We start from the raw sequence: 23,713 nt of genomic DNA, 5'->3' as shown, positions 1-23,713 counted from the left end.
CTGGCGGCATTGCGCGTCAAATGTTCGGTCCGCCCGCGTCGCTGATGCGTTGTGCGACGGCGCGAGCCTGCGCACGGATATCCGGCACCGCCGTGATCTCCCAGAACTGCCCGGCCGTCAAAGCCCCGACTGCGTAGAGCGAAACGGCGCCCGGGTTGTCGCTGCGGACAACCGAGTTGCTGTCCACGCCGATACCGAGCCTCAGCGGATCGGCTTTAATCAGGCCCTGGCGCATCATCTGCTGCAGCAAGGGCGAATGCGCGATGCCGGCGCGCTCGACGCCTGTGCAATTGACCAGCCAGTCGCATCGCAGTTCCACCTCGTCCCTGGCGCCCCGCTTGCGGTAGTGCAGCATCAGCCGATCATCCGCGGTCGAGATATCGTGAAGATGGCCCGCGTGGATGACGACCTGACCCGAGGCCACCATCTCGCGAAAACGATCATAAACGTCAGGCGCCACACGATGGCGGTGAATGTTCCACCAGGGTAGCGCGTGGCGCAGGAAACGCTTGCGTTCGGCAGGCGCCAGGCGTTGCCACAGCGCCTGCGTCTTCGGGCGCAAGGTGTCCATGACGCTACGCCAATCGCCGGCGCGTCGACTCTCGCGGCGCAGTTGTCGCAGGATGCCGCTGATCGTTTCGGGAAGATCGGCGGGATCGAAATCCGCTGGCGGTTTCGGCACTCTTGCGTGGCCGTGTGGGACAAGGCCCCTGCGCGACAAGACATCGATCCTGCCGCGAAACCCTTGCGCGAAGAGCGCAAGCACTTGGTCGATCATCGTCAGTCCCGAGCCCAGGATGCAGACGCTGTCGTTTGCTTCGACGCGGCGGAGCCACGACAGGCGCCAGGGGTTGTCGATCGTCCTATCGCGCGCATCGGACGGAAGAGCCGACAAATCGACCGGAAGCGGCGCGTTGCCGACGCCTAGGCAAAGCACAACATGGCGCCCGACAATCTCGTCGCCGTTATCGAGGAGAAAACCAAGGGTCGCGTTATAGCGCTCCACGCAGCCCGTCGCCTTCGCACGGATGAAATCGACCCGGCAGCGCGGCCGCTTGTCGCGCAACAGTGCCGCCAGCGTGTCGCGAACATAGAGGCCATAATCCTGGCGCGAAGCAAAGTCGCCGTCCCTCAGGGGACGCTTGCGCTCCTTCAGCCACACCACGAATGCATCTGGCCTGTCTGGAAACAGGCTCATCCTGCCGGCGGGCACATTCAATCTGTGCAGATAGAGTTCCGACCGATAAGCCGTGCCGCGACCAAAGCCGGGATCGTCGCCAACGACTGCGACCTTCGCGGAAGCGGGAAGCAGCTCGATCAGGTTGCAGACCGTGGCAATCGCCGAGAAGCCCGCACCCACTACCACCACGTCATAGCTCATTCGCGCACCCCTTGCCTGCAAGGAAGACGTGGTTCGCGCTGCGGGAGTGTCAAGGCTGCGACCGGACGATACTCTGCGCGCATATGCCTTAGGAGGCGCGTGTCAGGCGTTCACCGGTGGCGCTTTCGTCGGCCCTGGCGTCGGAGTGTGTCCCTCCGTCCGGTGCGGAATGACAAGGGTCCGAACGCGGGCAGCACTTTGCAAAAGCTGGGCGAAGGACCGCTCGCTAATACCATCGGCCTTGTTCAATTGGGCGATCATCAGATCGTCGAGCACTTCCGAAACCGTAAAATCCAGATCCACTGTTTGATCCTCCGAACGGGAGACAGATCACTATCAACGGAAAGCGGCGGACACGTGTACGCGAAAGTCACATCTCGGTTACCTCGACACCGATATCGGCAGAGCCATGCTTGCTTCGGAAGGATGGCTGCTTTAGCTCATTAATGAAATGGAGCAGGCAAATGATATTCCTGGTAATTGCGGTCCCGATCGTCGTCGTGTGCTTTTTTCTGGCTCCCCGACCGACGCTGATCGCCGTGGCCTGCATGCTCGTGGTGGCAGCTGGCGTTGGCGCGTATGTCTATTCCCAGCAGACCGACCGCAACAGCCTGGCAAGCCTGGTATCGGGCACCAGCACCGGCAGCCAGACCTGCCCGGATCCGGCCAAGAGCGTTTTCGTCACACTGTCAAACGGCACCGACAGGCAGGTGAACGTCGTCCGGTTCCGGCTGATCGCCAAACGAACCGGCCATAGCAGCGAAGTCTATTCGGACTATTTCTCGACCGACAAGATCATCGCGCCGCACGGCGAGTTCGGCACGTGCTGGACGCTCAACCCCTATCGCGGCCTCGACACGCTGCCGGGCAAGCCCTCTCCCGCAGACTTCGACTGGTCCGTCGAGATCTCCTCTGTCGACTTCGCGGCGCGGACTTAATGCTCCCCGCGCTCCATACCGATTTGTAAAATCCCGGACAGGAACATCCAAACTCGCTGTTGCAGTCTCTCCCGGTCCCAATGACGGGCACCAAAAGGAGAAGAAGATGAAGCGTTACCGCTCTCTCACGACCGCCATGGCCGCCATGCTTGCCGCCGGCGCCATCGGACTGGCCGCGCCGACACTCAGCCAAGCGGCGGACCAGCAGAACGGCAAGGACGACGCCGCCGAATATTCGCGCCTCGCCGGAGCAAAGATCAGCCTTTCCCAGGCGATCGACGCCGCGGAAAAGAAGTTCGGCGGCAAGGCCGTCAATGCCGCGCTCGACAACGAGCAGGCGAGCGCCGCCTTCGAAGTCGAGTTGATGTCGGACAAGGGATCGCAGACGGTCGCCGTCGACGGCCTCAGCGGCGAAGCGACGATCACGCCGGACCAGCAGGATAACGGCGGCAGCGACGTCGAGTAAAAACCTAGCGGCCGATCGCGCTGTCGATGGCAACGCGGTCGGCCGTAGCTACGCCTATCCTAGTTTTTAGGAAACATGGATGCTTTCATCATATTGGCGGACCATGCCACGACGTCGCCCGCGTGCAATCTGGATTGACTGACACTTAAACACGTCCCTAAGAGACATGAGCCAATGTTACGAATTTTATCGGTGTTTGCAGTCATGACATTTCTAGCTGGTGCGGCTGCAGCCGCGGAATCCGCCTCCGTCAAGGTCAGCGACGACCTCACCATCCATTACCTCGAGTCCGGCAAGGGCCCGACGACAGTTCTGTTCGTGCCGGGCTGGACCATGCCTGCAGACGTTTTCGAGCGTCAGCTCGCGCATTTCGCCGATTCCGATCGCTACCGGTTCATCGCCATCGATCCACGGAGCCAGGGCAAGTCCACCCACACGGTAGAAGGCAACTTCTACACCCAGCACGGCCGCGACCTGAATGCGTTCATCTCGACCTTGAAGCTGGACAACGTCGTTCTCGCCGGCTGGTCATACGCCTCGCTCGATGTCCTCTCTTATGTCAACCAGTTCGGCGCTTCCAAGCTGAAGGCTCTCGTACTTATCGATGGCTCGCCCAAGACATCGGGCGCTGATAACACCAAGGAATGGGTCTGGATGCGCAAGGACGACGCCGATGGCGGCCGTCAGTATTTCACCATGTCGTTCCTGGAAAACCGCCCACAGGCGACCACCGATTTCGTCAACTGGATGCTGGAAAAGCCGCAACAGAAGGATGTCGACTGGCTGGTGTCGCTGTCGCTGCAGACGTCGAACGCCGCCGCCGCCCTGCTCAACGAAACCGGCGCCTACTGCGATTACGAAGCCGACCTTCGCGCGCTCGATGGCAAGGTCCCGCTTCTCTATATCGGCCGCGACGAAGTCAAGGATGTCATGACGACCTGGGCATCGACGAACACGCCCAGCGCGAAGGTTGTGACCTTCGGCAAGCACATGATGTTCTGGGAACGCCCCGAAGAGTTCAATCGCACCTTCGACGAGTTCCTTGCCTCGCTGAAATAGGAGTAACCGACACTGTCGCGCCTGCAGCGGTGCAGGCGCTTGACAGCGCCGGGATCTGGATGCTTAAAATAGTTTAAGCTTCAAATTGTTGCGCAACGGGCGACGCTCCGCCCGGCGCTCATGATGACAAGAAGTAAGCTCAGGGGGAATGAGAATGTCCGATCAGAAGACCGCGCTCGTCGTTGGCGCATCGCGCGGACTGGGGCTGGGACTGACAAAAGCGCTGCTTGCGGCAGGCTGGAACGTGATTGCCACCGTGCGGCCCGGATCGTCGCTCAAGGAGACCGTCGAGAGCGGCGGCAAGCTGTCCGTCGAACATCTCGATGTGAACGACCCGGCAACGATATCATCTCTCAAGCAGCGCATCGGAACCGGAAAGCTCGACCTGCTGTTCGTCAACGCCGGCGTGAGCCTGCCTGACGGCGACCAGATCGCCACCATATCCGACAGCGACTTCGACTACGTCATGCGCAGCAATGTGCTCGGCCCCATGAGGGTCGTCCATCAGCTGCTTGCTGCGGTAAAGTCCGACGCCGCTGTGGGCGTGATGTCCAGTGATTGGGCAAGCTCGGATGTCGCGCCCAACGATTGGGATGCCTACACGGCCAGCAAGGTCGCGTTGAATTACCTGATGCGCAGCGTTGCCGCGAACAACGCGGATACGGCGGTTACTTTCATGTGCCTGGTGCCCGGCTGGGTGAAGACAGACATGGGCGGCTCCGATGCCAGCCTAGACGTGAAAACGGCTGCCGGCGGCCTTGTGAAGACGATCGAAGCGCGCCGGGGCACGGGTGGCATTCTGTTCGTGGACTACAAGAATGACGAGTTGCGCTGGTAGTGCCGAGATCGTTAGCGCCGCCTGGGTTGGCGCAAGCGAGGTTCAAAGACGGATATGTCGAGAAAAGGAATAGCGATGACGCCGACCGAACTGGTTCGTGAACTGATTGACCGATACGCCCGCGGCGACATGGACGGCGCCTTCGAGCTTTATGGAGACGAGCTCGTTTTCTCCGATGAATTCGGCGTGCCGAACCGATACGAAATTGTCGGAAAGGCAGCTTTCGGCCGCAGCATGGAAGAATGGCGTCGTGTCGGCGGCACGCAGACACGCATGTATCAGGATATCAGCATCGAGGATCTCGTCATACACGAGACCAAGGATCCGAACCTGGTGATCGCCGAATGGACCTATGTCAGCCGCATCGGCGAGGAGACGGTCGAGAACCGCAATATCATCGTCATCGGCTGCAAGGACGGGAAGATCGTCCTTTCGCGCGACTACCACAATTACATCACCCGCGCGATCGCCGACGGAAAGGCCGCCGCTCTCGCGCAGAAGGTCGCCTCGTTGGCGCTGCCCGTGGATAGGGCGTAAGACCTTCCACGACTTGACCGATGACATGCAGCTCCGCACTGGATCAATTGCATGTGTGTCGGTCGCAACATACTGATTTAAAACAGCTTATGCTTCATCATGCCTTGTCTTTATGCATGCTGAAAAATTAGCATGCTTAGCGCAGTTAGATCTTGTATCGCGAATTTGATTTGCGCTAAGCTTTACGCACCGAAAATCGGGCCGGTTGGTAATCCGGCCACTGCAGCATTGCAGCTTTTGGCCATTGGCCGCCACGGTACTGACTTGATCACAGCGATCGAGAGGTACGTGGTTTATTGCCCCCTCTCATCGCTCCAAACCGCAGGAGCCTGAGCGAACGAAACCTCCAAGAACGCAACATCACCGAGGCCACGAATTGTGTGCCGGCAAGACGACCGACTGTATCAGCCAGCATCCGTATGGCGCAGACGAGCCGCCAGCGATTGCCGGCTGACATCTCGCTGGCGACCGACCGGATTACGGGCTCGGCCAAGCAGCAATTTTCGCCTCGCAAGAGTGCCGACCCGTTGCTGCAAAGAGTAAACCCTGGGAGCTCTGACGGCCTGGCCATCAGAGATAGGTATCTGTTTTTGCGTCATTATTTCCAAGAGCACAGTCCGACGACAAAATTATTATAAGCTTCAAATTTTTCTTGCCATGCAGTTATTAGCGGCGCAATCTTTGGGGAATTCTTGAAGTAGCGAGCGGTGTCGTTCATCCGGTCGTTGCAGCGACAACAAACAAAAGAGTGGGAATAGATGACAATGCTCGGACCAACGGGTCACACCGACACCTTTGTGCGCTCGAACCTTCCGCCGGCCGACCTCTGGCCGGAAATTAAGTTGGGCGATTTCCAGTATCCGGAATGGATGAACGCGGCCGTCGAGCTCACCGACAAGATGGTCGAGAAGGGCTTTGGAGACCGCATCGCTCTGATCGGCCAGGGTCGCAGGCGAACTTACAAGGAATTGTCCGACTGGACGAACCGTATCGCGCGGACGCTCGTCGAAGACTATGGCGTGGAGCCGGGCAACCGTATCCTCATTCGGTCCGCCAACAACCCGGCCATGGTCGCCTGCTGGCTCGCCGCGACGAAGGCCGGCGCCGTCGTCGTCAACACCATGCCGATGCTGCGCGCCGGCGAGCTGTCGAAGATCATCGACAAGGCGGAGATCACGCTCGCGCTTTGCGACACCCGCCTCCTGGACGAGTTGGTCGCGGCCGCTGAAGCGAGCCCCGTGCTCAAGAAGATCGTCGGCTTCGACGGCACCGCCAGCCACGATGCCGAACTCGATCGCAGCGCGCTCGACAAGCCCGTGCAGTTCAAGGCCGTCGAGACGGGGCGAGATGATGTCGCATTGCTTGGCTTTACGTCCGGCTCGACAGGCGTCGCCAAGGCCACGATGCATTTCCACCGGGACCTACTTCTGATCGCGGACGCCTTCGCGCGCGAAGTCCTGCAGGTTACGCCCGATGATGTCTTTGTCGGCTCGCCGCCGCTTGCATTCACCTTCGGCCTCGGCGGCCTGGCGATCTTCCCTCTCCGCTTCGGCGCGGCCGCCACGCTTCTGGAAAACGCGTCGCCACCGAACATGATCGATATCATTCAGACCAACAAGGCGACGATCAGCTTCACGGCGCCGACCGCCTACAAGGCGATGATGGCGGCCATGGATCAGGGTGCCGACCTGTCGTCGCTTCGCGTTGCCGTATCGGCGGGCGAGACCCTGCCCGGCCCGGTCTTCGAGGAGTGGGTAAACAAGACCGGAAAGCCGATCATCGATGGCATCGGCTCGACGGAAATGCTCCATATCTTTATCTCGAACCGGCTCCACGACTTTCGTCCGTCCACCACGGGCCGCCCGCTTTCCGGCTACGAAGCCATGGTCGTCGACGAAAACATGAATGAAGTGCCACGCGGAACGCCCGGCCATCTTGTGGTCAAGGGCCCCATCGGTTGCCGATACCTCGACGATCCCCGGCAGCAGGAATATGTGCGCTCGGGCTGGAACGTCACCGGCGACACCTTCGTCCAGGATGACGACGGCTATTTCCATTTCGTTGCGCGATCGGACGATATGATCGTCTCGTCCGGCTACAACATCGCCGGCCCCGAGGTCGAAGCTGCCCTTCTCAAGCATGAAGCCGTTCGCGAATGCGGTGTCATCGGCGCGCCTGATGCGGCGCGCGGCACCATCGTGCAGGCGCATGTCGTCTTGAAGGATCCAGCTCTGGCCAGCGACGCGCTGGCCAAGGCGCTTCAAGACCACGTGAAGAGCGTGATCGCACCCTACAAGTATCCGCGATCGGTCGTCTTCGTTGCCGAGTTGCCCAAGACCGAATCCGGGAAGGTGCAGCGCTTCAAGTTGCGAGCGCCCGCAGCCTAGCAGGCAATTCCATAATTGAATCAATCTCGGAAGGCGATCCGCATTGGCGCGACGCCTGACGCTGACGGCATGGCAGCCGGAGGGTTGGCCATGCCATTTTTAGAGGCATAGTTATGACAAGACAGCAGAGAACGCAGGTCCTGATTGTCGGCTCCGGCGGCAACGCGATGTCCGTCGCCGTAGGGCTGCAGGAAGCAGGCATCACCGATTATCGCATCATCACCAAGCACGGCGATTTCGGCGGCGCCTGGTATCAGAACACCTATCCGGGATGCGCGGTCGATGGACCGATTTCGGTCTACCAGTTCAGCTTTGCGATGAGCCCCGAATGGCCCCGTCTTTATGCTACCCAGGCCGAACTACTTGATTACATGAAGGACGTGGCGTCCCGCTTCGATCTCTATAGCCACACCCAGTTTGAAACGGAGATGCTTTCCGCCGAATGGCTGGAGGATGAGCTTTGCTGGTCCGTCGATACGACCGAGGGCGTCGTCCTCGCCGAGGCGCTCGTGTTGGCCACCGGTTTCCTGGAAGAAATGGTCTATCCGGACATCCCAGGCATGCACTCGTTTGCCGGTAAAATCTTCCATTCGTCGCTCTGGCCGGAAGGCTACACCGCCGAGGGCGACCGCGTGGCGGTCGTCGGCACCGGATCGTCATCCCTGCAGATCGTGCCCGCCATGCAGAAAGTCGCGTCCGAATTGAAGGTCTTCCAGCGCACACCTGCCTGGATATTCCCGAAGAAGGAACAGGTCTTCACGGAAGAGGACAAGGCCCGGTTCCGCGAGCAACCCGAACTCCTGGCGCAGATGCGCAAGCAAGTGTTCGACGAGTCGGAAGAAGACTGGAGAACGGTCTATCTTCTTGAGGATCTCGCTGCTTCCGATACCGCTCAGGCCGCCGCCCAGCGCTATCTGGAAGAACAGGTCCCCGACCCGGCGCTGCGCGCGCTGCTCACCCCTTCGCACCGCATCGGCTGTAAGCGCCCCGGCGTCAGCGACGACTATTATCGGTCGCTACAGCAGCCGAATGTCGAGCTGGTCGCAGAAGCCGCTTCCGAGATCACCGCGAACCAGATCGTTTCGCGCAGTGGCCGCCGGTTCGACGTCGACACCATCGTTCTCGCAACCGGCTTCTACTTCGGCGGCCATATTCTGCATCACGTCAAGCGTCGCGACGGCGTTTCCGTCGGCGAGTATCAGGCCGGCCATCCGCGCGCCTACAAGGCGGTCTCCGTCTCGGGCTGCCCGAACCTGTTCCTCATCGGCGGCGCTGCCCCGAACGGACAGAACTGGAACGGCCTGGCTGTCGGCGAGATCGGCGGCGGCTATGTGGTCAAAGCTTTGACCTACATGAGGAAACATTCGATCCGAGCGATCGAGGTTCGCGAAGATGCCGAGCTCGCGTGGAAGCGTGATGCCGATGTGATCCTGGATCGCAGCCCGCAGGTCTCGGCTGGATGCCTCAACTACTCGCTCGACGAGCGCGGCCACAACAAGGCCGCATGGCCGGGCACCGAAACCGACATGCGCGAGCAGCTCGGACATTTCGATCCGGGCGCATACCAGGTCGTGGAGAAAAAGCTCACGCCGGTGCCGGCGCCGGCCCTGTGACATCAAAGAATACAATTGCAATTCGAAGGAGCATGAAATGAACTTTCTGATGGACCGCCCGTCGGCGACCGCGGAGCAACGCGCACAGCGCCTCGAGCTCATGGAGCGCGCACGCGCTCTGGTGCCGCTGCTGGCGAAAAACGCAAAGACCACAGAGGACAATCGTCGCGTGGTCGAGGAGAACATCCAGGCGCTGGAAAAGGCCGGCCTCTACGCGATCCTCCGCCCGGCGCGCTTCGGCGGGCTGGAGACCGATGTCAGAACATCGATCGACGTGCAAAAGGAATTGGCGCTCGGCTGTGCCTCGACGTCCTGGGTTTTTGGCCTGGGCATCGCGACCAACTTCATCGTCGCCATGTTCTCGCAGCAGGCGCAGGAAGACGTCTGGGGCGACAACAACGAAAACCGGATTTGCGCGGTTACCTCGCCTGATGAGGCGACTGCAGTCAGGGTTGCCGGCGGCTGGAAAGTCAGCGGCAACTTTCGCTATGCCAGCGGCTCCGCGCACGCGCAGTGGGCGATTATCGGCATTCCCTTCACCGATGAGGCCGGAAACTTCACCGGAACGGGCATGGGCCTCGCGCCGATGTCGGAACTGACGGTCGAAGACACCTGGTTCGTCTCAGGCATGCGCGGCACGGCGTCCAATACGCTTGTGGCAAAGGATGTCTTCATTCCCGATCATCGCATCCAGTCCTACGAGCAGGCCTTCAGCAACACCGAGAGCTCTCCGCACAAGAACGCCCCGCTCTACCGTTCCTCGTTCGGCGCTCTCTTCAATCTCTGCCTAGCCGTGCCCACCATCGGCGGCGCGGAGGCGGCACTCAGCCTGGTCATCGAGAAAGCCAAGGTTCGCAAGATGCCGCAGATGACGATTAAGCAGTCCCAGGCAACGACGAACCAGTTGCTGATTTCAAAGGCCGCGATGCTGATCGATTCCGCCAACCTGCATCTCTACAACACAACGGCGATCACGGACGAAGCCGCCGCCACCGGCGAAGCCTTGACCGAGCGGCAGCGCGCACGCAATGGCGCGGAACTGACGGCCGCCGTTCATTATGCGCGGGATGCCGTTCGCCTTCTCGTACAGGCGCACGGCTCGGCGACGTTCGCGGAATCGAACGTCCTTCAGCGCCACTGGCGCGATTGCGAGACGGCATCGACCCACTTCGCCTTCAACGAAGTCTGCGTCGAACAGTACGGCAAGGTGCTTCTCGACATCGAGCTCGGATACGCCATGCAGAACTAACCGCGTTTAACCAAACGCCCATTGCTTGCAACCAACTCAGAGCAAGCGCGTCAAGCGCTGCTCTGAGTGTCTATTCTGCCTGTGAATATAGATTCCTTCCCACCACGGAGAACGCGATGACATCCACATCAGTTGAGGCATTTTCGGAAAACGTCGTCGAGCGATCGCTGACGACAAGCAAGGTCATCAGTCTCATTCTGGCGATCCTGACGCCACTCTCGTGTCTCATCGCGCTTGTGCCCTTGGGCCTCGCGTTCGGCGGGCCGTCGATGCCGCTGACATATCTGTTCGTCGCGGTCATCTTGGGCATCTTCTGTGTCGGTTATGTCGAGATGGCCAGGCGCATTACGCGGCCGGGCGCCGCGTATAGTTACATTGCCCGTGGTTTGGGACGGCCCGTCGGCGCCGGTATTGCCTTCGTCACCGTCGCCGGCGCCGTGCTCGGCGCCGTTGCGGCTTTCGTGACGGTCGCCTCCGTGGTTTCCTCGATCCTGCAGATCTATGGCGTGCTGGTGCCCTGGACCTGGGTATTCTGCTTCGAGATCGTGCTCGGCCTCGTCCTCACCTGGTTCAACATCGATTTCAACGCACGCATCATGCGCGTTGTGATCGCAATCGAGTTGCTGACCTTTGCCGTTCTCGCGGGCGCCATCGTTGCGGCCAAGGGATTGGACGCCTTCCCGATGTCCGTCCTGTCGTTCAACATCCTGTCGAGCGGACACTGGCAGGTGGCCTTCATCTTCGCGATCCTCTGCTTCCAGGGCTTCGAAAGCGGCGCGCTCTATGGTCCCGAGGCGATCAAGCCGGAAAAGACCATACCCCGTGCGCTGATCGGCGTCGTTGCGATCCTGACGATCGCATTCTTCTTCGAGACCTGGGCGTTTCTCGCAGTCACGGGTACCGAGGATCCGATGACAGTCATCCTTTCCAACGATCCCCGCATGTTCGTCTTCAACATCGCCAGCGAATATCTCGGCCTCGCCGGCTCGGTGCTGTTTTCCATTATCGTGATGTTTGGCGCGCTCGCCGCAAGCGTCGCCGCCGCCAACTATGCGACCCGCTACCTGAGCAGCGTCGCCCAGGACTCGCTTCTGCCGAGCTTCCTCGCGCTCGAAAACCGGAACCGGAGCCCGATCGGCGCCTACTGCGCGGTGCTTGTTCTGACGATCTTCACCGGCATCATCACCGCCGCATACAATCTGGATGCCTACACCCAGGTTGGATCATTGCTGTTCGGTCTGTCCGCGCTGGCGATCACGATCACCCAGTTTTTCGCGTCGTTCGCGGTGATCGGATATTTCCGTCGCAACGGCGAAGCCGACGTCAGCCAAGTCAAGACGCAACTCGCGCCGGCGATCGCGGCAGTCCTCCTGGCTGGCGCGCTGGCGATCGAGTTGACCAGCCTTGAATGGGTGACCGGCTCGTCGGAAAGCTGGGCGGTCTACCTGCCTTTGGCTTTCGTCGCACTATTCATCGCCGGTTGCGGCTTCACGCTATGGCTGAAGGCCAATCGGGCCGATGTCTATCAGGGGCTCGCCGCCGGCGACACTGCCGAGGAAGCCGCTGCTATCAGGGAACGCCGGTTGAACATGGCGCTCACCACCTAAAAACTCCCCGGCAAGCTTGCCGCATCATCAAGAAGACAATTCCATGAAACCAGTCGTCATTGCATATTTCACCCTCGCCTTCGCCGTCATGTTCGAGGTGATAGCAACGGCAAGCCTTGCGAAATCCGCGCAGTTCACCAAAGTCCTGCCCGTGATTTTCATGATCGTCTGCTACGCCGCATCGTTCTTTTTGATGTCGCAGGCGCTGCGCGCGATACCACTCGGCATCGCCTATGCCGTGTGGGCCGGGTTCGGCATCATTCTGACGGCGATGGTGAGCGTGGTGCTCTTCCGGCAGACCTTGGATACCGGCGCGATCGTCGGCATCACGATGATCGTCGCCGGCGTGGTCGTGGCCAACGTCTTTTCGAAATCACTGACCCACTGAAATCGAGGTCGTGGCGGCAGAGCCGCCACATCTCACCTTCCGCGCGCGGTGGGAGCCGAGATCGCCCCATCGGCCGTCACGCTTCGTCCGGCGTACCGTCATCGGATGTGTGTCTCTGCGCGGAATGGATCACCTTATCGACGTGAGCAAGGAGCCCGGAAACGATGATGGGGTCAACGTCCGACATCATATCTTTCAGCCAGGTCTCATGCGCATCCGCCATGCGCTGGAATATCGCGCGCCCTTCGTCCGTCAGCCGCGTTATCGTCACGCGCCGATCCGACGGCAAGGCCTGTCGGACCACGAGGCCTTCGGTTTCAAGCCGTTCGACCAATCCCGTGACATTGCCGTTCGTGACCATGGTGCGCTTTGATAGCTCGCCAAGACGCAAGCCATCGGGTTCCCTGAACAGCTGCGAGAGAACGTCGAACTGCGGGAGCGTGGCGCCGAACTCACGGCGTAAGCGGCGCCGGATTTCCTGCGATATCACCTTCGTCGTTGTCAGCAGGCGCAACCAAAGCCGCAGCTCACGTTTCTCATCCTCGCGTGCGTCTACTGCTCCGTTCTGCATCATGGTCCTCTCAAATAATGCGTCAGAGCCTGAGCTAACATATTTCAAGTTAAAAGGATTGTATCGGTGATTACGCAATCCACAGAGTTTCTTGGTGCGATTTTAACCGGAAACGTTTTCTCGGCTGACGAGAATCCCGAATTTCCCGCGCGTTCGCTTGCAGAATGCGCGATCGATAGAGATTGCGGAGACCTTGGAATTCAGTTGACAGCTGCCGAATACGATTTTATTTTAAGCTTCAAATATTTTCAAGCTTTATCCTGTTTCCTACCCTCATGGAGTGTTACATGCGCATAGTCTGCGTTGGCGGAGGCCCAGCAGGGCTCTACTTCGCGCTTCTGATGAAGAAGTTTCATCCCGATCATTCCGTGACGGTCGTCGAGCGCAATCGACCTTATGACACGTTCGGTTGGGGCGTGGTTTTCTCGGACGCTACGATGGTGTCCATGCGCGCATGGGATCCGGAAAGCGCCGCCGAGATCGAGGACGCATTCAATCACTGGGACGACATCGAGCTTCTGTTCAAGGGCACCCGCCAGCGTACATCGGGCCACGGCTTTGTCGGCATTGGCCGCAAGAAGCTCTTGAACATCCTGCAGCGCCGTTGCGAGGCGCTCGGCGTGGAACTCGTCTTCGAGACGGATTCGGCCGGCGATCTTGATTATCCCGATGCCGACCTGATCATCGCCTCGGACGGTTTCAACTCGAAAATCCGCAACAACTACACGGATGTCTTCCAGCCCGATCTGGTTGTTCGGCCCAATCGCTACATCTGGCTCGGTACCCACAAGCAGTTCGACGCCTTCACCTTCGATTTCCGCAAGACGGATCACGGCTGGTTCCAGGCCCATATCTACAAGTTCGACGACAGCACCTCGACCTTCATCGTCGAGACCACAGAAGAGGCCTACGAAAAGCATGGCCTCGGCGAGCTGGACCAGCAGGGATCGATCGATTTCTGCCAGGACCTGTTCTCCGAGGTGCTCGACGGCGCCGAACTGATGACCAACGCGCGCCACCTGCGCGGCTCGGCATGGCTCAACTTCAACCGACTGATCTGCGGCAAGTGGAGCCATTTCAACGGGAACTCGCATGTCGTTTTGATGGGCGATGCCGCTCATACCGCCCACTTCGCCATCGGCTCGGGCACCAAGCTCGCGATCGACGATGCGATCGAGCTCACCAACCAGTTCAACAAGCTCGGCCACACCAAGGAAGCAATCCCGCAGGTTCTGGAAACCTACGAGGAAATCCGCCGTGTCGATGTCGCGCGTATCCAGAACGCCGCGCGCAACGCGATGGAATGGTTCGAGGTCGTCGGGCAGCGCTACGCCGATACGCTGGAGCCGCCACAGTTCATGTATTCGATGCTGACTCGCTCGCAGCGCATCAGCCACGAGAACCTGCGACTGCGAGATCCTGTTTGGCTCGAAGGTTACGAGCGTTGGTTCGCGGAGAAGAACGGCATCGAGGCGAAGTCGAACGGCCGCGTCCTGCCGCCGATGTTCACGCCCTATTCGTTGCGCGACACACATCTGACCAATCGTATCGTCATGTCGCCGATGGCTATGTATTCCGCCAAGGACGGCATGCTGAGCGATTTTCATATGGTGCATCTCGGCTCGCGCGCTCTTGGCGGTGCCGGTCTGGTGTTCGCCGAGATGACCTGCACGTCCCCTGACGCTCGTATCACGCCCGGTTGCCTCGGCCTGTGGAATGACGAGCAGGCCGCCGGCTGGCGGCGCTTTGTCGAGTTCGTCCATGCCAATTCGGCAGCCAAGGTCGGGATCCAGATCGGCCATGCCGGCCGAAAGGGCTCCACCAAGGTCGCCTGGGAGGGGATCGACCAACCGGTCGAGGAGGGTGGCTGGCCGCTGCTCTCTGCATCCGCCCTGCCATATCTCAAGAACAGCCAGGTCCCGAAGGCAATGGATCGCGCCGACATGGACCGCGTTCTGGCGGATCATGTGCGCACGGCCAAGTATGCGGCGGACGTCGGCGCTGATTGGCTGGAACTGCACTGCGCGCACGGCTATCTGCTGTCGAGCTTCCTGTCGCCGCTGACCAACAAGCGGACAGACGAATATGGCGGCGACCACGAAAGCCGCGCGCGTTATCCGCTGGAGGTATTCAAGGCGGTCCGCGCGGTCTGGCCGGCCGACAAGCCGATCTCCGTGCGCCTGTCCTGCCATGACTGGTTCGAAGGCGGCAATACGCCGGATGACGCCGCGATCTTCGCGCAGATGTTCAAAGATGCCGGTGCCGATCTGATCGATTGCTCGTCCGGTCAGGTGTGGAAAGAGGAAAAGCCTGTTTATGGCCGCCTCTTCCAGACCCCATTCTCAGACAAGATCCGCAATGAAGTCGGCATTCCGACCATTGCGGTCGGCGCGATTGCCGAAGCGGATCAGGCCAATTCCATCATCGCCGCCGGCCGCGCCGACCTCTGCGCTGTCGCGCGTCCGCATCTGGCCGACCCTGCCTGGGTTCTGCACGAGGCGGCAAAGATTGGGCTGACGAACATTCCCTGGCCGAAGCCGTACTACTCCGGCAAGTCGCAATACGAGACCAACCTCGCCCGCGCCCAGGCGACCCCGCCTGCGGTCGGACCGCGGCTGGCATCGAGCTGAGGTTTCCCATGAGTGAACCCTTAGTGCCAACGCCTCGCCAGCATCATGCCCTCGTCACCGGGGCGGGCTCGGGCATCGGCGCGGCCATCGTCGCGGCACTGGTGACAGCCGGCGTCCGCGTGACACTCGCCGGCCGGCGCGCCGCTCCGCTTGAGGCGCTTGTCGATCAGTTTGGGGACGAGCAGACTTTCAGTGTCGGCGGTTTCGACGTCACCGATCCGAATGCTATCGCCGCCGGTCTTGAGGCCGCGCGGGCGAAGTTCGGGCCGGTCTCCATTCTCGTCAACAACGCCGGCGAAGGGCCGAGCGCTTCGTTCGAGAAGACGTCGCTCGCCATGTGGAACCAGGTGATGTCGGTCGATCTGACGGGCGTCTTTCAGGTTACGCAGGCAGCGCTTGGCGACCTCAAGGCCTATGGCGCCGGCGCCAGAATCATCAACATCGCCTCGACCGCCGGCCTGACGGGCTACGCTTACGTATCGGCCTACGTCGCCGCCAAGCACGGCGTCGTCGGTCTCACCCGGGCATTGGCGCTGGAACTGGCGAAAACTGGCATCACGGTCAATGCCGTTTGCCCTGGTTTCACCGACACGCCGCTGATTGCACGCTCGATCGAGACGATCGTTGCAAAAACGGGGAGATCGCCCGAGGAAGCGCTGCAGGAGTTCACCAAGAGCAATCCGCAGGGACGGTTGGTGAAACCCGAAGAGGTTGCTGCGACGGTCGCGTGGCTCGCCTCGCCGGGCGCCGCCTCGATCAATGGCCAGGCAATCGCCGTTGCCGGCGGTGAAGTTTTTACCGGATAAGCATCAGGGAGTTCTGTAATGCCCTTCGCCATATCGAAGCCGTTGCGCTTCGGCGACTGCGATCTCACCGGGATCGCCTACCACCCGGCCTATCTCTCCATGCTCGTGGACGTCAACGAGGCGATGTTCGCCTCCTTTGGCGTCACCTGGAAGGAGATGATGTTTGAGCGCAAACTCGGACTGCCGACTGTTACGCTGAACGTCGCTTTTCAAAAGGTCGCGGTTTACGGTGACGTGCTGGACTTCGCCGTCCATGTGCGCGCCATCGGCCGCTCGTCGGCCGATCTCGAGACCATCGTCACCGTGCGCGGCGACGTCATCTGGACGGTGCGCCAAAAGCTCGTCCTCACCTCGCTTGCCGACCACAAATCCACCCCCTGGCACGATGACATTCGCGCCGGACTGACACGCTATCTGGAGCCAAGTAATGATGCATGAAATTATCCAGCCGGAAGGCTGGGCAAAGCCGATCGGCTATTCCAACGGTATCAGTGCCCGCGGGCGCGTGGTCCAGGTCGGAGGCCAGGTCGGCTGGGACGAGAACTGCCAGTTCAATTCAGACGACTTCGTCGACCAGGTCCGCCAAACCCTGCTGAACATCGTCAGCGTGCTTAAGGCCGCAGACGCCAAGCCGGAGCATCTCATTCAGATGACCTGGTACTTCACCGATCGCGTTGCCTACAAATCGCGGATGAAGGAGATCGGATCGATCTACCGCGAAATCATCGGACGCCACTTCCCGCCAATGGCGGCGGTTCAGGTCGTGGCGCTGATGGAAGACCGAGCCAAGATCGAGATCCAGGCTCTGGCAGTCGTTCCAGACTAAACATCCCATCCAGGAGGAGATGACATGAGTAACGAAATCAAAGCGGTAGTCACACGCAAGGGAGCGGAGAACACTCAGACCGGACAATCGGGTGGTTGCATTCGCGTCAGCGGCGTCGGCCCACAGCATACGCCGGCGACCAAGATCTGGTTCGGCAAGGTCTCCAACGAGCCGGGCTACCGATCCCTGCCGCACCACCATGGCGATGCGGAGACCGGCGGCTATGTGCTCAAGGGCAAGGGCCGGATCTATTTCGGCGAGAACTGGTCGGAATTTCTCGATATGGACGAGGGCGACTTCATATTCGTGCCGCCGAACTGGCCGCATATCGAGGTCAACATGTCGACCACCGAAGAACTCGTCTGGCTGACCACCCGAACCCCCGACAACATCGTCGTCAACCTGGACGATGTCGATGACAGCATTCTCACCGGATTTAGGCGCGCCTGATGAAGCTCCTCCGATACGGTCCGGCAGGTGCCGAAAAACCTGCCATGCTTGACGTCAATGGTGACGTTCGCGATCTCTCCGGCCATATTTCCGATATCGCCGGCGACAGTCTCAGCGATGCAGCGCTTGATCGCTTGCGGGTGATCGACGCATCGACGCTTCCGTTGGTCTCACCGGATCGCATCGGTCCTTGCGTAGGCAACACCGGCAAGTTCATCTGCGTTGGACTGAACTATGCAGACCATGCCCGCGAAACCGGCAAGGCGCCGCCGGACGAGCCGATCCTTTTCATGAAGGCGACCAGCGCGATCGTTGGCCCGAATGACGAGGTCGAGATTCCACGCGGATCGACCAAGGCCGACTGGGAAGTCGAGCTTGGGGTGATCATCGGCAAGCGGGCGAAATATGTCAGCGAAGCCGACGCGTTGAACCATGTCGCCGGCTATTGCGTCGTAAACGACGTCTCCGAGCGGGCCTTCCAATCCGAACGCGGCGGCCAGTGGACGAAGGGCAAGAGCCACGACACCTTCGGCCCGACCGGCCCTTGGCTGGTGACGCGGGACGAAGTCAGCGATCCGCGGAACCTGTCGCTGTGGCTCGACGTGGACGGCGTCAGGCGCCAAACCGGCTCGACATCGACGATGATCTTCAACGTCGCCTTCCTTGTAAGCTACATCAGCCAGTTCATGACGCTCGAGCCCGGCGATATCATCGCGACCGGAACACCACCCGGCGTGGGAATGGGCATCCGTCCCGACCCCGTCTTCCTGAAGCCGGGCCAGGTCATCTCTCTTGGGATCGAAGGTCTCGGAGAACAGCGGCAGCGCACGATAGCGGCGAGGGATTGACGATGACGCTCGAAAGAAAAGTGGCGATCGTCACGGGCGGCGCGCGGGGCCAGGGCGAAGCGGAAGCGACGCTGCTGGCCCGCAAGGGCGCCTGCGTCCTCATTGCCGATGTCCTCACCGACGAAGGCCGGCTTTTGGCAGAGAAGCTACGCAACGCCGGCATGCATGCCCGCTTCGTGGAACTTGATGTCTCCGATCCCGACAGCTGGCGCGCCGCGGTTGCCGTTGCCCAGGAATGGAAGGGCCGGATCGATATTCTGGTCAACAATGCCGGCATCATCAACCGCAGCATCGTCGCCAACACCAGTCTGGCGGCTTGGGAACGCGTGCTGAAGGTCAACCTCACCGGCGCCTTCCTCGGCATTCAAGCCGTTGCGCCATATATGGCGGAGCATGGCGATGGCTCGATCATCAACATTTCGTCGAATAGCGGGTTCTCGGGCCATTACGACCCCGCCTACACGGCGAGCAAATGGGGGCTGCGCGGCCTGACGCGCAGCGCGGCGATGGAATACGCCTCGAAGGGCATTCGCGTGAATTCGGTGTGCCCTGGCCTCGTGGTGACGGAGCTCAACGCCAAGAGCCCACATCTGCAGCCGATGATCGATATGACGCCGATGAAACGGAGTGCTGCGCCCGAAGAGATCGCCGAGCTGGTCTGCTTCCTCGCTTCGTCCGCTTCGAGCTTCATTACCGGCGAGGATTTTGTCATCGACGGCGGCTTCACGGCCGGCGCCGCCTATCGTCGCGTGGCGACCGAAACGGGTATCCTGTCTTAAGGATAGTCGAGGGCCAGTCCGACGCACCCCGGCGTCCGACTGGCCCGCCTTTTGGAACCGAGCACGTGCTCGGTTCCCTCATCGCCCACTTACATCTCCCGTACATCAAGCGCGCCATAGACGCGCGAGATCAGGCTTGCGCTCCATATGTTCCCGTCATGCCGACGGGAACATATGGATCTCATCGATCGGCAACTGCATCAGCACGTCGCTGCCCGGATCGAACCGGCTCATGTCGGAACCATGATGGGCGGCCGCCAGCCGTGCCGATACTTTCCCGGATGCCGTTTGAATGTCGTAATGCAGGATATCGCCGAGATAGCTGCGGTCCACGACCCGACCGGCAATAACGTTCTCACCTTGCTGGCCATCCTGCGCCGAAAGCAACCGGATGGCTTCCGGCCTTACCATGAGCTTGATGCGGCCATCCTGCGCCGCCTCATCGGCATTCTGGGCAACGTCGATGAGCGCACCACCGCCGAGATCGACCCTCACGCGGCCCTGCTGCGCCGAAACCACCTTGCCATCGAGGAAGTTCGACCCGCCGATAAAGCTGGCGACGAATTCCGATGCCGGGCGCTTGTAGAGGTCCTCGCCGGTACCGACCTGCACGATCCGGCCCTGATTGAAGATCGCGATACGATCAGACAAGCGCAGCGCCTCTTCCTGGTCATGTGTGACGTAGATGATGGTGACCGCGAGCTCGCTGTGAAGCCTGCGCAGTTCCGTCTGGATCTCCTCACGGAGCTTCTTGTCGAGCGCGCTCAACGGCTCGTCCATGAGCAGAATCCGCGGCTTGTAGACCAATGCGCGCGCCAGCGCCACACGCTGCTGCTGGCCGCCGGACAGCTGCGCCGGACGCCGCGACGCCAGGTTTTCGAGCCGAACCATTTTTAGGGCGTCATCGACGGCGGTCTTGATGGCTTGCCTGTCGACGCCGCGCACCGAAAGCGGAAACGCCACATTGTCGAACACGCTCATGTGGGGAAACAGCGTATAGCGCTGGAACACCATGCCGATGTTGCGCTTGTGCGGCGGCACCTTGGTCAGCGGATAGCCGTCGACATAGATTTCGCCCGCCGTCTGTTCCGTGAAGCCGGCCATGATCGACAGCGTCGTCGTCTTGCCCGACCCGCTCGGTCCGAGGAAGGAAATAAACTCGCCATCGGCGATATCGAGCGAGACATTGTCGACGGCCATCGATGCGCCGTATTGCTTCGAAAGCGCGTCGATACGAACGAGTGGGCTGTTAGTCTTCATTGCGGTCATTCCTTTGAAACAGCTGGAAGGCGACAACGACAACCAGTGTAATGCAGATCAAGATTGTGGAGACGGCGGCGATCACCGGGCTCAGGTCCTGATGCACCGACGTCCACATCAGGATCGGCAGGGTCCGCAGGGACGCGCTGGACATGAACGTGCTGATGACGACTTCATCCCACGAAATGAGGAAAGAGAAGATCGCGGCCGTAGCCAATCCGCCGGAGATCGCGGGGATCGTGACGCGACGAAACGCGGTGGTCGGCGACGCGCCGCAGATGATGGCCGCTTTCTCGATCGAGACATCGAAGGCCGACAGGGCGTTGACGAGGCTGATGACGGAGAACGGTAGCGCGAGGATCAAGTGACCGGCGACGTAGCCGGCGAATGTTCCATTCAGTCCGACGCGCAGCGACACGATGTAAAGCGCGACCGCCGATATGACGACCGGCACCATCATCGGGCTGACGAACAAGCCGTTGATCAGGTTCTTGCCGCGAAACTGCCCGCGAACAAGGGCAAGCGCAGCACCTAGCCCGAAGGTTACCGAGAGAATGGTCACCACGGCAGCGATCTGGGCGCTGGTCGCAAAGGCATCCAGCCATCGCGGGTCAGCCGCCACTTCATTATACCAGCGCATGGTCCAGCCGGGCGGCGGGAACTGCATCCATCGCGAGGAGCCGAAGGACAGGACGACGATCGCAACGATCGGCAGAAGGAAGAAAAGCGCGGTCAGGATGCCGATCGTATAGAGGACATAGCGGCCTGCCCGCATTCTGTTCAATGTGAGCAACATGGCTTATCCCACCGCCTTCAGGCCAAAGAATTTCACGAAAACGGCATATAGAGCGAGCGCGATAGCGAGCAGCAGGAACGCAGCCGCGCTTCCCAGCCCCCAATCCAGAAGCGTCAGCATCTGTTGTGCCACCATTTCGCCGAGCATGATGTTCGACGCACCGCCGAGCAGCGACGGCGTCACGTAGTATCCAAGCGTCATGACGAAGACCATCAGGGCCGCCGCGCCGATACCGGGCATGGAAAGCGGCAGGAGAACCCGGAAAAAGACCTGGTAGGGACGCGCGCCGCAAAGCGAGGCGGCCTTCATCATCGAAGGGTCGATCGACATCATGGTGGTGCGGATCGGCAGGATGACGAAGGGGAGCATGATGTAGGTCATGCCGACCACGACAGCGAAGAGATTGTTGATCAGCGGCAGAGGCCGATCGATCAAGCCGATATTGATCAAGGCCCGGTTGATCGCGCCGGTATTTTGCAGCAGCACCATCCACGCATAGGTGCGGGCGATCAGGTTGGTCCACATCGAGATGAGGATGATCGACAGAAGGATACGCGCGCCTCGGCTCGGCATGATCGCCAGCAACCAGGCCACCGGATAGCCGATTAGCAAGGCAACGATCGTCACAGTCGCGGAGACGGTGAAGGTGTTGCCCAGGACACGGAAATAGGTGCTATCCCCCAAGAGCTTCTGATAGTTCTGCAAACCGAAAACCGGCGTTGTCAGGCTGATGGCGAACAACACGCAGAGCGGCAGCACGAAAAAGAGAGCGAGAAACAGAAGCGGAGGCGCGGCAAGCGCTGTGGAGCGAAGGTCTCGCTTCCGTACGACCGCCGTGCCCGCAGGATGCAGGCTGCTATTTTTGATTTTCAACGACATATCTGTACTTCGTCGGCAATGCCGAGATCGTGGATTTCGGGACTTGAAAGGATCCGATGCCGTTCGCACCGGATCCATTTTACGCATATGCCAACATCGAGCGCGGCATGTCGTGCGGTTGCAGGATCAGGCAGTCTGCCAGGAGAACCAGCGGCCGTCGATCGCGGTCACGTTTTCGGCCCAGAAGTCGAGACCGGCGGCCACTTCCTCGCTGCGATGCGAGTATGGCATCGCTTCGGCCATCTCCGGCTTGATCAGGGGGATCGCCTTGTCATTGACAGGCGCATAGGACGTCGCATTGCAGAAATCCGCCTGACCCTGCGCGCTCACCGCGACTGCCAGGAACTTCATCGCAGCGTCCTTGTTCTTGGCACCTTTCGGGATGACCAGCATATCCGGGCCCGGAATGTGTTGTTTCCAGACAATCTTCGCGGAGGTCATGCCCTCCTGCTGCATGGCGCTGATGCGGCCATTCCAGAACATGCCGATCGGCGTTTCGCCGGAGGCGAGCAACTGCTGGGAGCGCGCGCCCGAATCCCACCAGACGATCTCGTTCTTGATCGTGTCGAGCTTGGCGAATGCGCGGTCGACGTCGAGCGGATAGAGCGCATCGGGAGCGACGCCATCGGCCAGAAGTGCCATCTGCAGGGCTCCCATGCCGGACCACTTGAACAGCGCACGCTTGCCTGGAAACTTCTTCAGATCGAACAGATCGGCCCAGGAAGTCGGCTCGGCCGGAAGGAAGTCCGTATTATAGCCGAGAACCCACGACGACTTGAAGCTGCCGACACCGAAGTCGGTATTCAGCACCGGATCGAGCCCGTCGCGGCTGACCACGGAATAGTCGATGCTTTCGAGTAGGCCCATCTTCGCGAACTGGTAGGCGGTCTGCGCCTCCATATCGACGACGTCCCAGCTGACATTGCCGCTGTCGATCATGGCCTTCAGCTTGCCGTAGTCCGTCGGCCCATCGTTCAGGATCGAGTAGCCCGTGTCCTTTGTGAAGGGCACGCCCCACGCCGCGTTCTGTGCATCCTGGGTCGATCCACCCCAACTGCAGAAAGAAAGTGCCTTGGCTTGCGCAAAAGCCGGACGGCCCAATCCCATGCCCGCCACAGCGAGCCCGGCGGCCGATAATTTCAGAAATTCTCTACGATCCATGCTTATGTTCCCCTTTTTTGTTAAACAGACATGTCTCAAGGTATCGAGGCATTTTCTCCTGGTTCGATCTTATCTTTCGTCAATGCGCGCCTGTATTGAGGCGCGCGCTCGCCGCCAAACTCTCCCCCGGTGATGCAAGCCATCGTAAATAAATGTGTTCCGCCGTCCTCCAATGTTTTGTGGAATTGTCCCGTGATTCCCCCTCTTTTCGGAGAACATTATTGGCCTGCGCCTTTCGATTTTT

At 60.4% G+C, this 23,713-nt stretch carries 24 protein-coding genes; 17 read left to right on the top strand and 7 right to left on the bottom strand.

The annotated features are described in order from the left end of the window. Nucleotides 1-16 precede the first annotated feature (16 nt). Both D460_RS0107915 and D460_RS32775 read right to left on the bottom strand, forming a co-directional pair. A complete protein-coding gene (locus D460_RS0107915; protein WP_018897998.1) occupies nucleotides 17-1,381 on the bottom strand; it encodes an FAD/NAD(P)-binding protein in 1,365 nt (454 codons plus the stop codon). A 102-nt stretch (nucleotides 1,382-1,483) separates the two neighbouring features. Further along, complete coding sequence (locus D460_RS32775) at nucleotides 1,484-1,684, bottom strand: hypothetical protein (protein ID WP_018897997.1); 201 nt, start codon at nucleotides 1,682-1,684, stop codon at nucleotides 1,484-1,486. Nucleotides 1,685-1,845: 161 nt separating this feature from the next. Between D460_RS32775 and D460_RS0107910 the strand changes: the two genes are divergently transcribed. The 10 genes from D460_RS0107910 (at nucleotide 1,846) to D460_RS0107865 (ending at nucleotide 12,463) form a co-directional block, all read left to right on the top strand. Further along, the gene (locus tag D460_RS0107910; protein WP_018897996.1) at nucleotides 1,846-2,319 is read left to right on the top strand and encodes a hypothetical protein; all 474 of its coding nucleotides are present in this window, start codon (nucleotides 1,846-1,848) and stop codon (nucleotides 2,317-2,319) included. A 106-nt stretch (nucleotides 2,320-2,425) separates the two neighbouring features. After that, nucleotides 2,426-2,785, top strand: a complete 360-nt coding sequence (locus tag D460_RS0107905; protein WP_018897995.1) for a PepSY domain-containing protein — start codon at nucleotides 2,426-2,428, stop codon at nucleotides 2,783-2,785. A 204-nt stretch (nucleotides 2,786-2,989) separates the two neighbouring features. After that, nucleotides 2,990-3,844 (top strand): alpha/beta hydrolase, encoded by an 855-nt coding sequence (locus D460_RS0107900; protein ID WP_018897994.1) that lies wholly within the window; start codon nucleotides 2,990-2,992, stop codon nucleotides 3,842-3,844. A 154-nt stretch (nucleotides 3,845-3,998) separates the two neighbouring features. Beyond that, nucleotides 3,999-4,682: an SDR family NAD(P)-dependent oxidoreductase gene (locus D460_RS0107895; RefSeq protein ID WP_018897993.1), complete on the top strand. Its 684-nt coding sequence runs from the start codon at nucleotides 3,999-4,001 to the stop codon at nucleotides 4,680-4,682. A 75-nt stretch (nucleotides 4,683-4,757) separates the two neighbouring features. Next, a complete protein-coding gene (locus D460_RS32770; protein ID WP_018897992.1) occupies nucleotides 4,758-5,219 on the top strand; it encodes a nuclear transport factor 2 family protein in 462 nt (153 codons plus the stop codon). A gap of 764 nt (nucleotides 5,220-5,983) precedes the next feature. After that, nucleotides 5,984-7,606, top strand: coding sequence for an AMP-binding protein (locus tag D460_RS0107885; RefSeq protein ID WP_018897991.1), 1,623 nt, complete (start codon nucleotides 5,984-5,986; stop codon nucleotides 7,604-7,606). A 113-nt stretch (nucleotides 7,607-7,719) separates the two neighbouring features. Further along, nucleotides 7,720-9,219 (top strand): NAD(P)/FAD-dependent oxidoreductase, encoded by a 1,500-nt coding sequence (locus D460_RS32765; RefSeq protein WP_018897990.1) that lies wholly within the window; start codon nucleotides 7,720-7,722, stop codon nucleotides 9,217-9,219. Between the two features lie 37 nt (nucleotides 9,220-9,256). Further along, a complete protein-coding gene (locus D460_RS0107875) occupies nucleotides 9,257-10,468 on the top strand; it encodes an acyl-CoA dehydrogenase family protein (RefSeq protein ID WP_018897989.1) in 1,212 nt (403 codons plus the stop codon). Between the two features lie 116 nt (nucleotides 10,469-10,584). Beyond that, the gene (locus D460_RS0107870; RefSeq protein WP_018897988.1) at nucleotides 10,585-12,075 is read left to right on the top strand and encodes an APC family permease; all 1,491 of its coding nucleotides are present in this window, start codon (nucleotides 10,585-10,587) and stop codon (nucleotides 12,073-12,075) included. 43 nt (nucleotides 12,076-12,118) lie between these two features. Continuing rightward, entirely contained in the window at nucleotides 12,119-12,463 is a 345-nt protein-coding gene (locus tag D460_RS0107865; RefSeq protein WP_018897987.1) for a multidrug efflux SMR transporter, read from the top strand. 76 nt (nucleotides 12,464-12,539) lie between these two features. On the opposite strand, the gene D460_RS0107860 is transcribed toward D460_RS0107865, so the two are convergent. After that, nucleotides 12,540-13,037 carry a MarR family transcriptional regulator gene (locus D460_RS0107860; protein WP_018897986.1) on the bottom strand — a complete coding sequence of 166 codons (498 nt, stop codon included), beginning with the start codon at nucleotides 13,035-13,037 and terminating at the stop codon, nucleotides 12,540-12,542. 284 nt (nucleotides 13,038-13,321) lie between these two features. Between D460_RS0107860 and D460_RS0107855 the strand changes: the two genes are divergently transcribed. The 7 genes from D460_RS0107855 to D460_RS0107825 are packed head-to-tail and all read left to right on the top strand — an operon-like array spanning nucleotide 13,322 to nucleotide 19,373. Continuing rightward, nucleotides 13,322-15,664 (top strand): bifunctional salicylyl-CoA 5-hydroxylase/oxidoreductase, encoded by a 2,343-nt coding sequence (locus tag D460_RS0107855; protein ID WP_018897985.1) that lies wholly within the window; start codon nucleotides 13,322-13,324, stop codon nucleotides 15,662-15,664. An 8-nt stretch (nucleotides 15,665-15,672) separates the two neighbouring features. Beyond that, complete coding sequence (locus D460_RS0107850) at nucleotides 15,673-16,470, top strand: SDR family NAD(P)-dependent oxidoreductase (RefSeq protein WP_051110773.1); 798 nt, start codon at nucleotides 15,673-15,675, stop codon at nucleotides 16,468-16,470. Between the two features lie 18 nt (nucleotides 16,471-16,488). Next, nucleotides 16,489-16,908 carry a thioesterase family protein gene (locus tag D460_RS0107845; protein WP_018897983.1) on the top strand — a complete coding sequence of 140 codons (420 nt, stop codon included), beginning with the start codon at nucleotides 16,489-16,491 and terminating at the stop codon, nucleotides 16,906-16,908. Beyond that, nucleotides 16,901-17,296: a RidA family protein gene (locus D460_RS0107840; protein WP_026282908.1), complete on the top strand. Its 396-nt coding sequence runs from the start codon at nucleotides 16,901-16,903 to the stop codon at nucleotides 17,294-17,296. Before D460_RS0107845 ends, D460_RS0107840 begins: the two co-directional genes overlap by 8 nt. A 24-nt stretch (nucleotides 17,297-17,320) precedes the next feature. Continuing rightward, nucleotides 17,321-17,746, top strand: a complete 426-nt coding sequence (locus tag D460_RS0107835) for a cupin domain-containing protein (protein ID WP_018897981.1) — start codon at nucleotides 17,321-17,323, stop codon at nucleotides 17,744-17,746. Further along, entirely contained in the window at nucleotides 17,746-18,594 is an 849-nt protein-coding gene (locus tag D460_RS0107830) for a fumarylacetoacetate hydrolase family protein (protein ID WP_018897980.1), read from the top strand. The genes D460_RS0107835 and D460_RS0107830 overlap by 1 nt, the downstream gene beginning before the upstream one ends. 2 nt (nucleotides 18,595-18,596) lie before the next feature. Further along, on the top strand, nucleotides 18,597-19,373 hold the full coding sequence (locus tag D460_RS0107825; protein WP_051110772.1) for a glucose 1-dehydrogenase: 777 nt from the start codon (nucleotides 18,597-18,599) through the stop codon (nucleotides 19,371-19,373). Between the two features lie 156 nt (nucleotides 19,374-19,529). Here D460_RS0107825 and D460_RS0107820 read toward each other — a convergent pair whose 3' ends face one another. From D460_RS0107820 to D460_RS0107805, 4 genes are all read right to left on the bottom strand, one after another. Next, on the bottom strand, nucleotides 19,530-20,633 hold the full coding sequence (locus tag D460_RS0107820) for an ABC transporter ATP-binding protein (RefSeq protein ID WP_018897978.1): 1,104 nt from the start codon (nucleotides 20,631-20,633) through the stop codon (nucleotides 19,530-19,532). Further along, nucleotides 20,623-21,429 (bottom strand): ABC transporter permease, encoded by an 807-nt coding sequence (locus D460_RS0107815; protein WP_026282907.1) that lies wholly within the window; start codon nucleotides 21,427-21,429, stop codon nucleotides 20,623-20,625. The genes D460_RS0107820 and D460_RS0107815 overlap by 11 nt, the downstream gene beginning before the upstream one ends. A 3-nt stretch (nucleotides 21,430-21,432) precedes the next feature. Then, nucleotides 21,433-22,308 (bottom strand): ABC transporter permease, encoded by an 876-nt coding sequence (locus D460_RS0107810; protein ID WP_018897976.1) that lies wholly within the window; start codon nucleotides 22,306-22,308, stop codon nucleotides 21,433-21,435. Between the two features lie 126 nt (nucleotides 22,309-22,434). Continuing rightward, nucleotides 22,435-23,469, bottom strand: a complete 1,035-nt coding sequence (locus D460_RS0107805) for an ABC transporter substrate-binding protein (RefSeq protein WP_081619881.1) — start codon at nucleotides 23,467-23,469, stop codon at nucleotides 22,435-22,437. Nucleotides 23,470-23,713 lie beyond the last annotated feature (244 nt).

It is taken from the genome of Rhizobium sp. 2MFCol3.1, assembly GCF_000377565.1.
In the GTDB taxonomy this organism is placed as follows: Bacteria; Pseudomonadota; Alphaproteobacteria; order Rhizobiales; family Rhizobiaceae; genus Rhizobium.
This window is presented reverse-complemented; position numbering and strand designations above follow the sequence as displayed.

Excerpts from the sequence above, each read along its gene's own strand:
- D460_RS0107915 (WP_018897998.1), bottom strand. The coding sequence starts at position 1,381 with ATGAGCTATGACGTGGTGGTAGTGGGTGCGGGCTTCTCGGCGATTGCC.
- D460_RS0107910 (WP_018897996.1), top strand. The coding sequence starts at position 1,846 with ATGATATTCCTGGTAATTGCGGTCCCGATCGTCGTCGTGTGCTTTTTT.
- D460_RS0107905 (WP_018897995.1), top strand. The coding sequence starts at position 2,426 with ATGAAGCGTTACCGCTCTCTCACGACCGCCATGGCCGCCATGCTTGCC.
- D460_RS0107900 (WP_018897994.1), top strand. The coding sequence starts at position 2,990 with ATGACATTTCTAGCTGGTGCGGCTGCAGCCGCGGAATCCGCCTCCGTC.
- D460_RS0107895 (WP_018897993.1), top strand. The coding sequence starts at position 3,999 with ATGTCCGATCAGAAGACCGCGCTCGTCGTTGGCGCATCGCGCGGACTG.
- D460_RS32770 (WP_018897992.1), top strand. The coding sequence starts at position 4,758 with ATGACGCCGACCGAACTGGTTCGTGAACTGATTGACCGATACGCCCGC.
- D460_RS0107885 (WP_018897991.1), top strand. The coding sequence starts at position 5,984 with ATGCTCGGACCAACGGGTCACACCGACACCTTTGTGCGCTCGAACCTT.
- D460_RS32765 (WP_018897990.1), top strand. The coding sequence starts at position 7,720 with ATGACAAGACAGCAGAGAACGCAGGTCCTGATTGTCGGCTCCGGCGGC.
- D460_RS0107875 (WP_018897989.1), top strand. The coding sequence starts at position 9,257 with ATGAACTTTCTGATGGACCGCCCGTCGGCGACCGCGGAGCAACGCGCA.
- D460_RS0107870 (WP_018897988.1), top strand. The coding sequence starts at position 10,585 with ATGACATCCACATCAGTTGAGGCATTTTCGGAAAACGTCGTCGAGCGA.
- D460_RS0107865 (WP_018897987.1), top strand. The coding sequence starts at position 12,119 with ATGAAACCAGTCGTCATTGCATATTTCACCCTCGCCTTCGCCGTCATG.
- D460_RS0107860 (WP_018897986.1), bottom strand. The coding sequence starts at position 13,037 with ATGATGCAGAACGGAGCAGTAGACGCACGCGAGGATGAGAAACGTGAG.
- D460_RS0107855 (WP_018897985.1), top strand. The coding sequence starts at position 13,322 with ATGCGCATAGTCTGCGTTGGCGGAGGCCCAGCAGGGCTCTACTTCGCG.
- D460_RS0107850 (WP_051110773.1), top strand. The coding sequence starts at position 15,673 with ATGAGTGAACCCTTAGTGCCAACGCCTCGCCAGCATCATGCCCTCGTC.
- D460_RS0107845 (WP_018897983.1), top strand. The coding sequence starts at position 16,489 with ATGCCCTTCGCCATATCGAAGCCGTTGCGCTTCGGCGACTGCGATCTC.
- D460_RS0107840 (WP_026282908.1), top strand. The coding sequence starts at position 16,901 with ATGCATGAAATTATCCAGCCGGAAGGCTGGGCAAAGCCGATCGGCTAT.
- D460_RS0107835 (WP_018897981.1), top strand. The coding sequence starts at position 17,321 with ATGAGTAACGAAATCAAAGCGGTAGTCACACGCAAGGGAGCGGAGAAC.
- D460_RS0107830 (WP_018897980.1), top strand. The coding sequence starts at position 17,746 with ATGAAGCTCCTCCGATACGGTCCGGCAGGTGCCGAAAAACCTGCCATG.
- D460_RS0107825 (WP_051110772.1), top strand. The coding sequence starts at position 18,597 with ATGACGCTCGAAAGAAAAGTGGCGATCGTCACGGGCGGCGCGCGGGGC.
- D460_RS0107820 (WP_018897978.1), bottom strand. The coding sequence starts at position 20,633 with ATGAAGACTAACAGCCCACTCGTTCGTATCGACGCGCTTTCGAAGCAA.
- D460_RS0107815 (WP_026282907.1), bottom strand. The coding sequence starts at position 21,429 with ATGTTGCTCACATTGAACAGAATGCGGGCAGGCCGCTATGTCCTCTAT.
- D460_RS0107810 (WP_018897976.1), bottom strand. The coding sequence starts at position 22,308 with ATGTCGTTGAAAATCAAAAATAGCAGCCTGCATCCTGCGGGCACGGCG.
- D460_RS0107805 (WP_081619881.1), bottom strand. The coding sequence starts at position 23,469 with ATGGATCGTAGAGAATTTCTGAAATTATCGGCCGCCGGGCTCGCTGTG.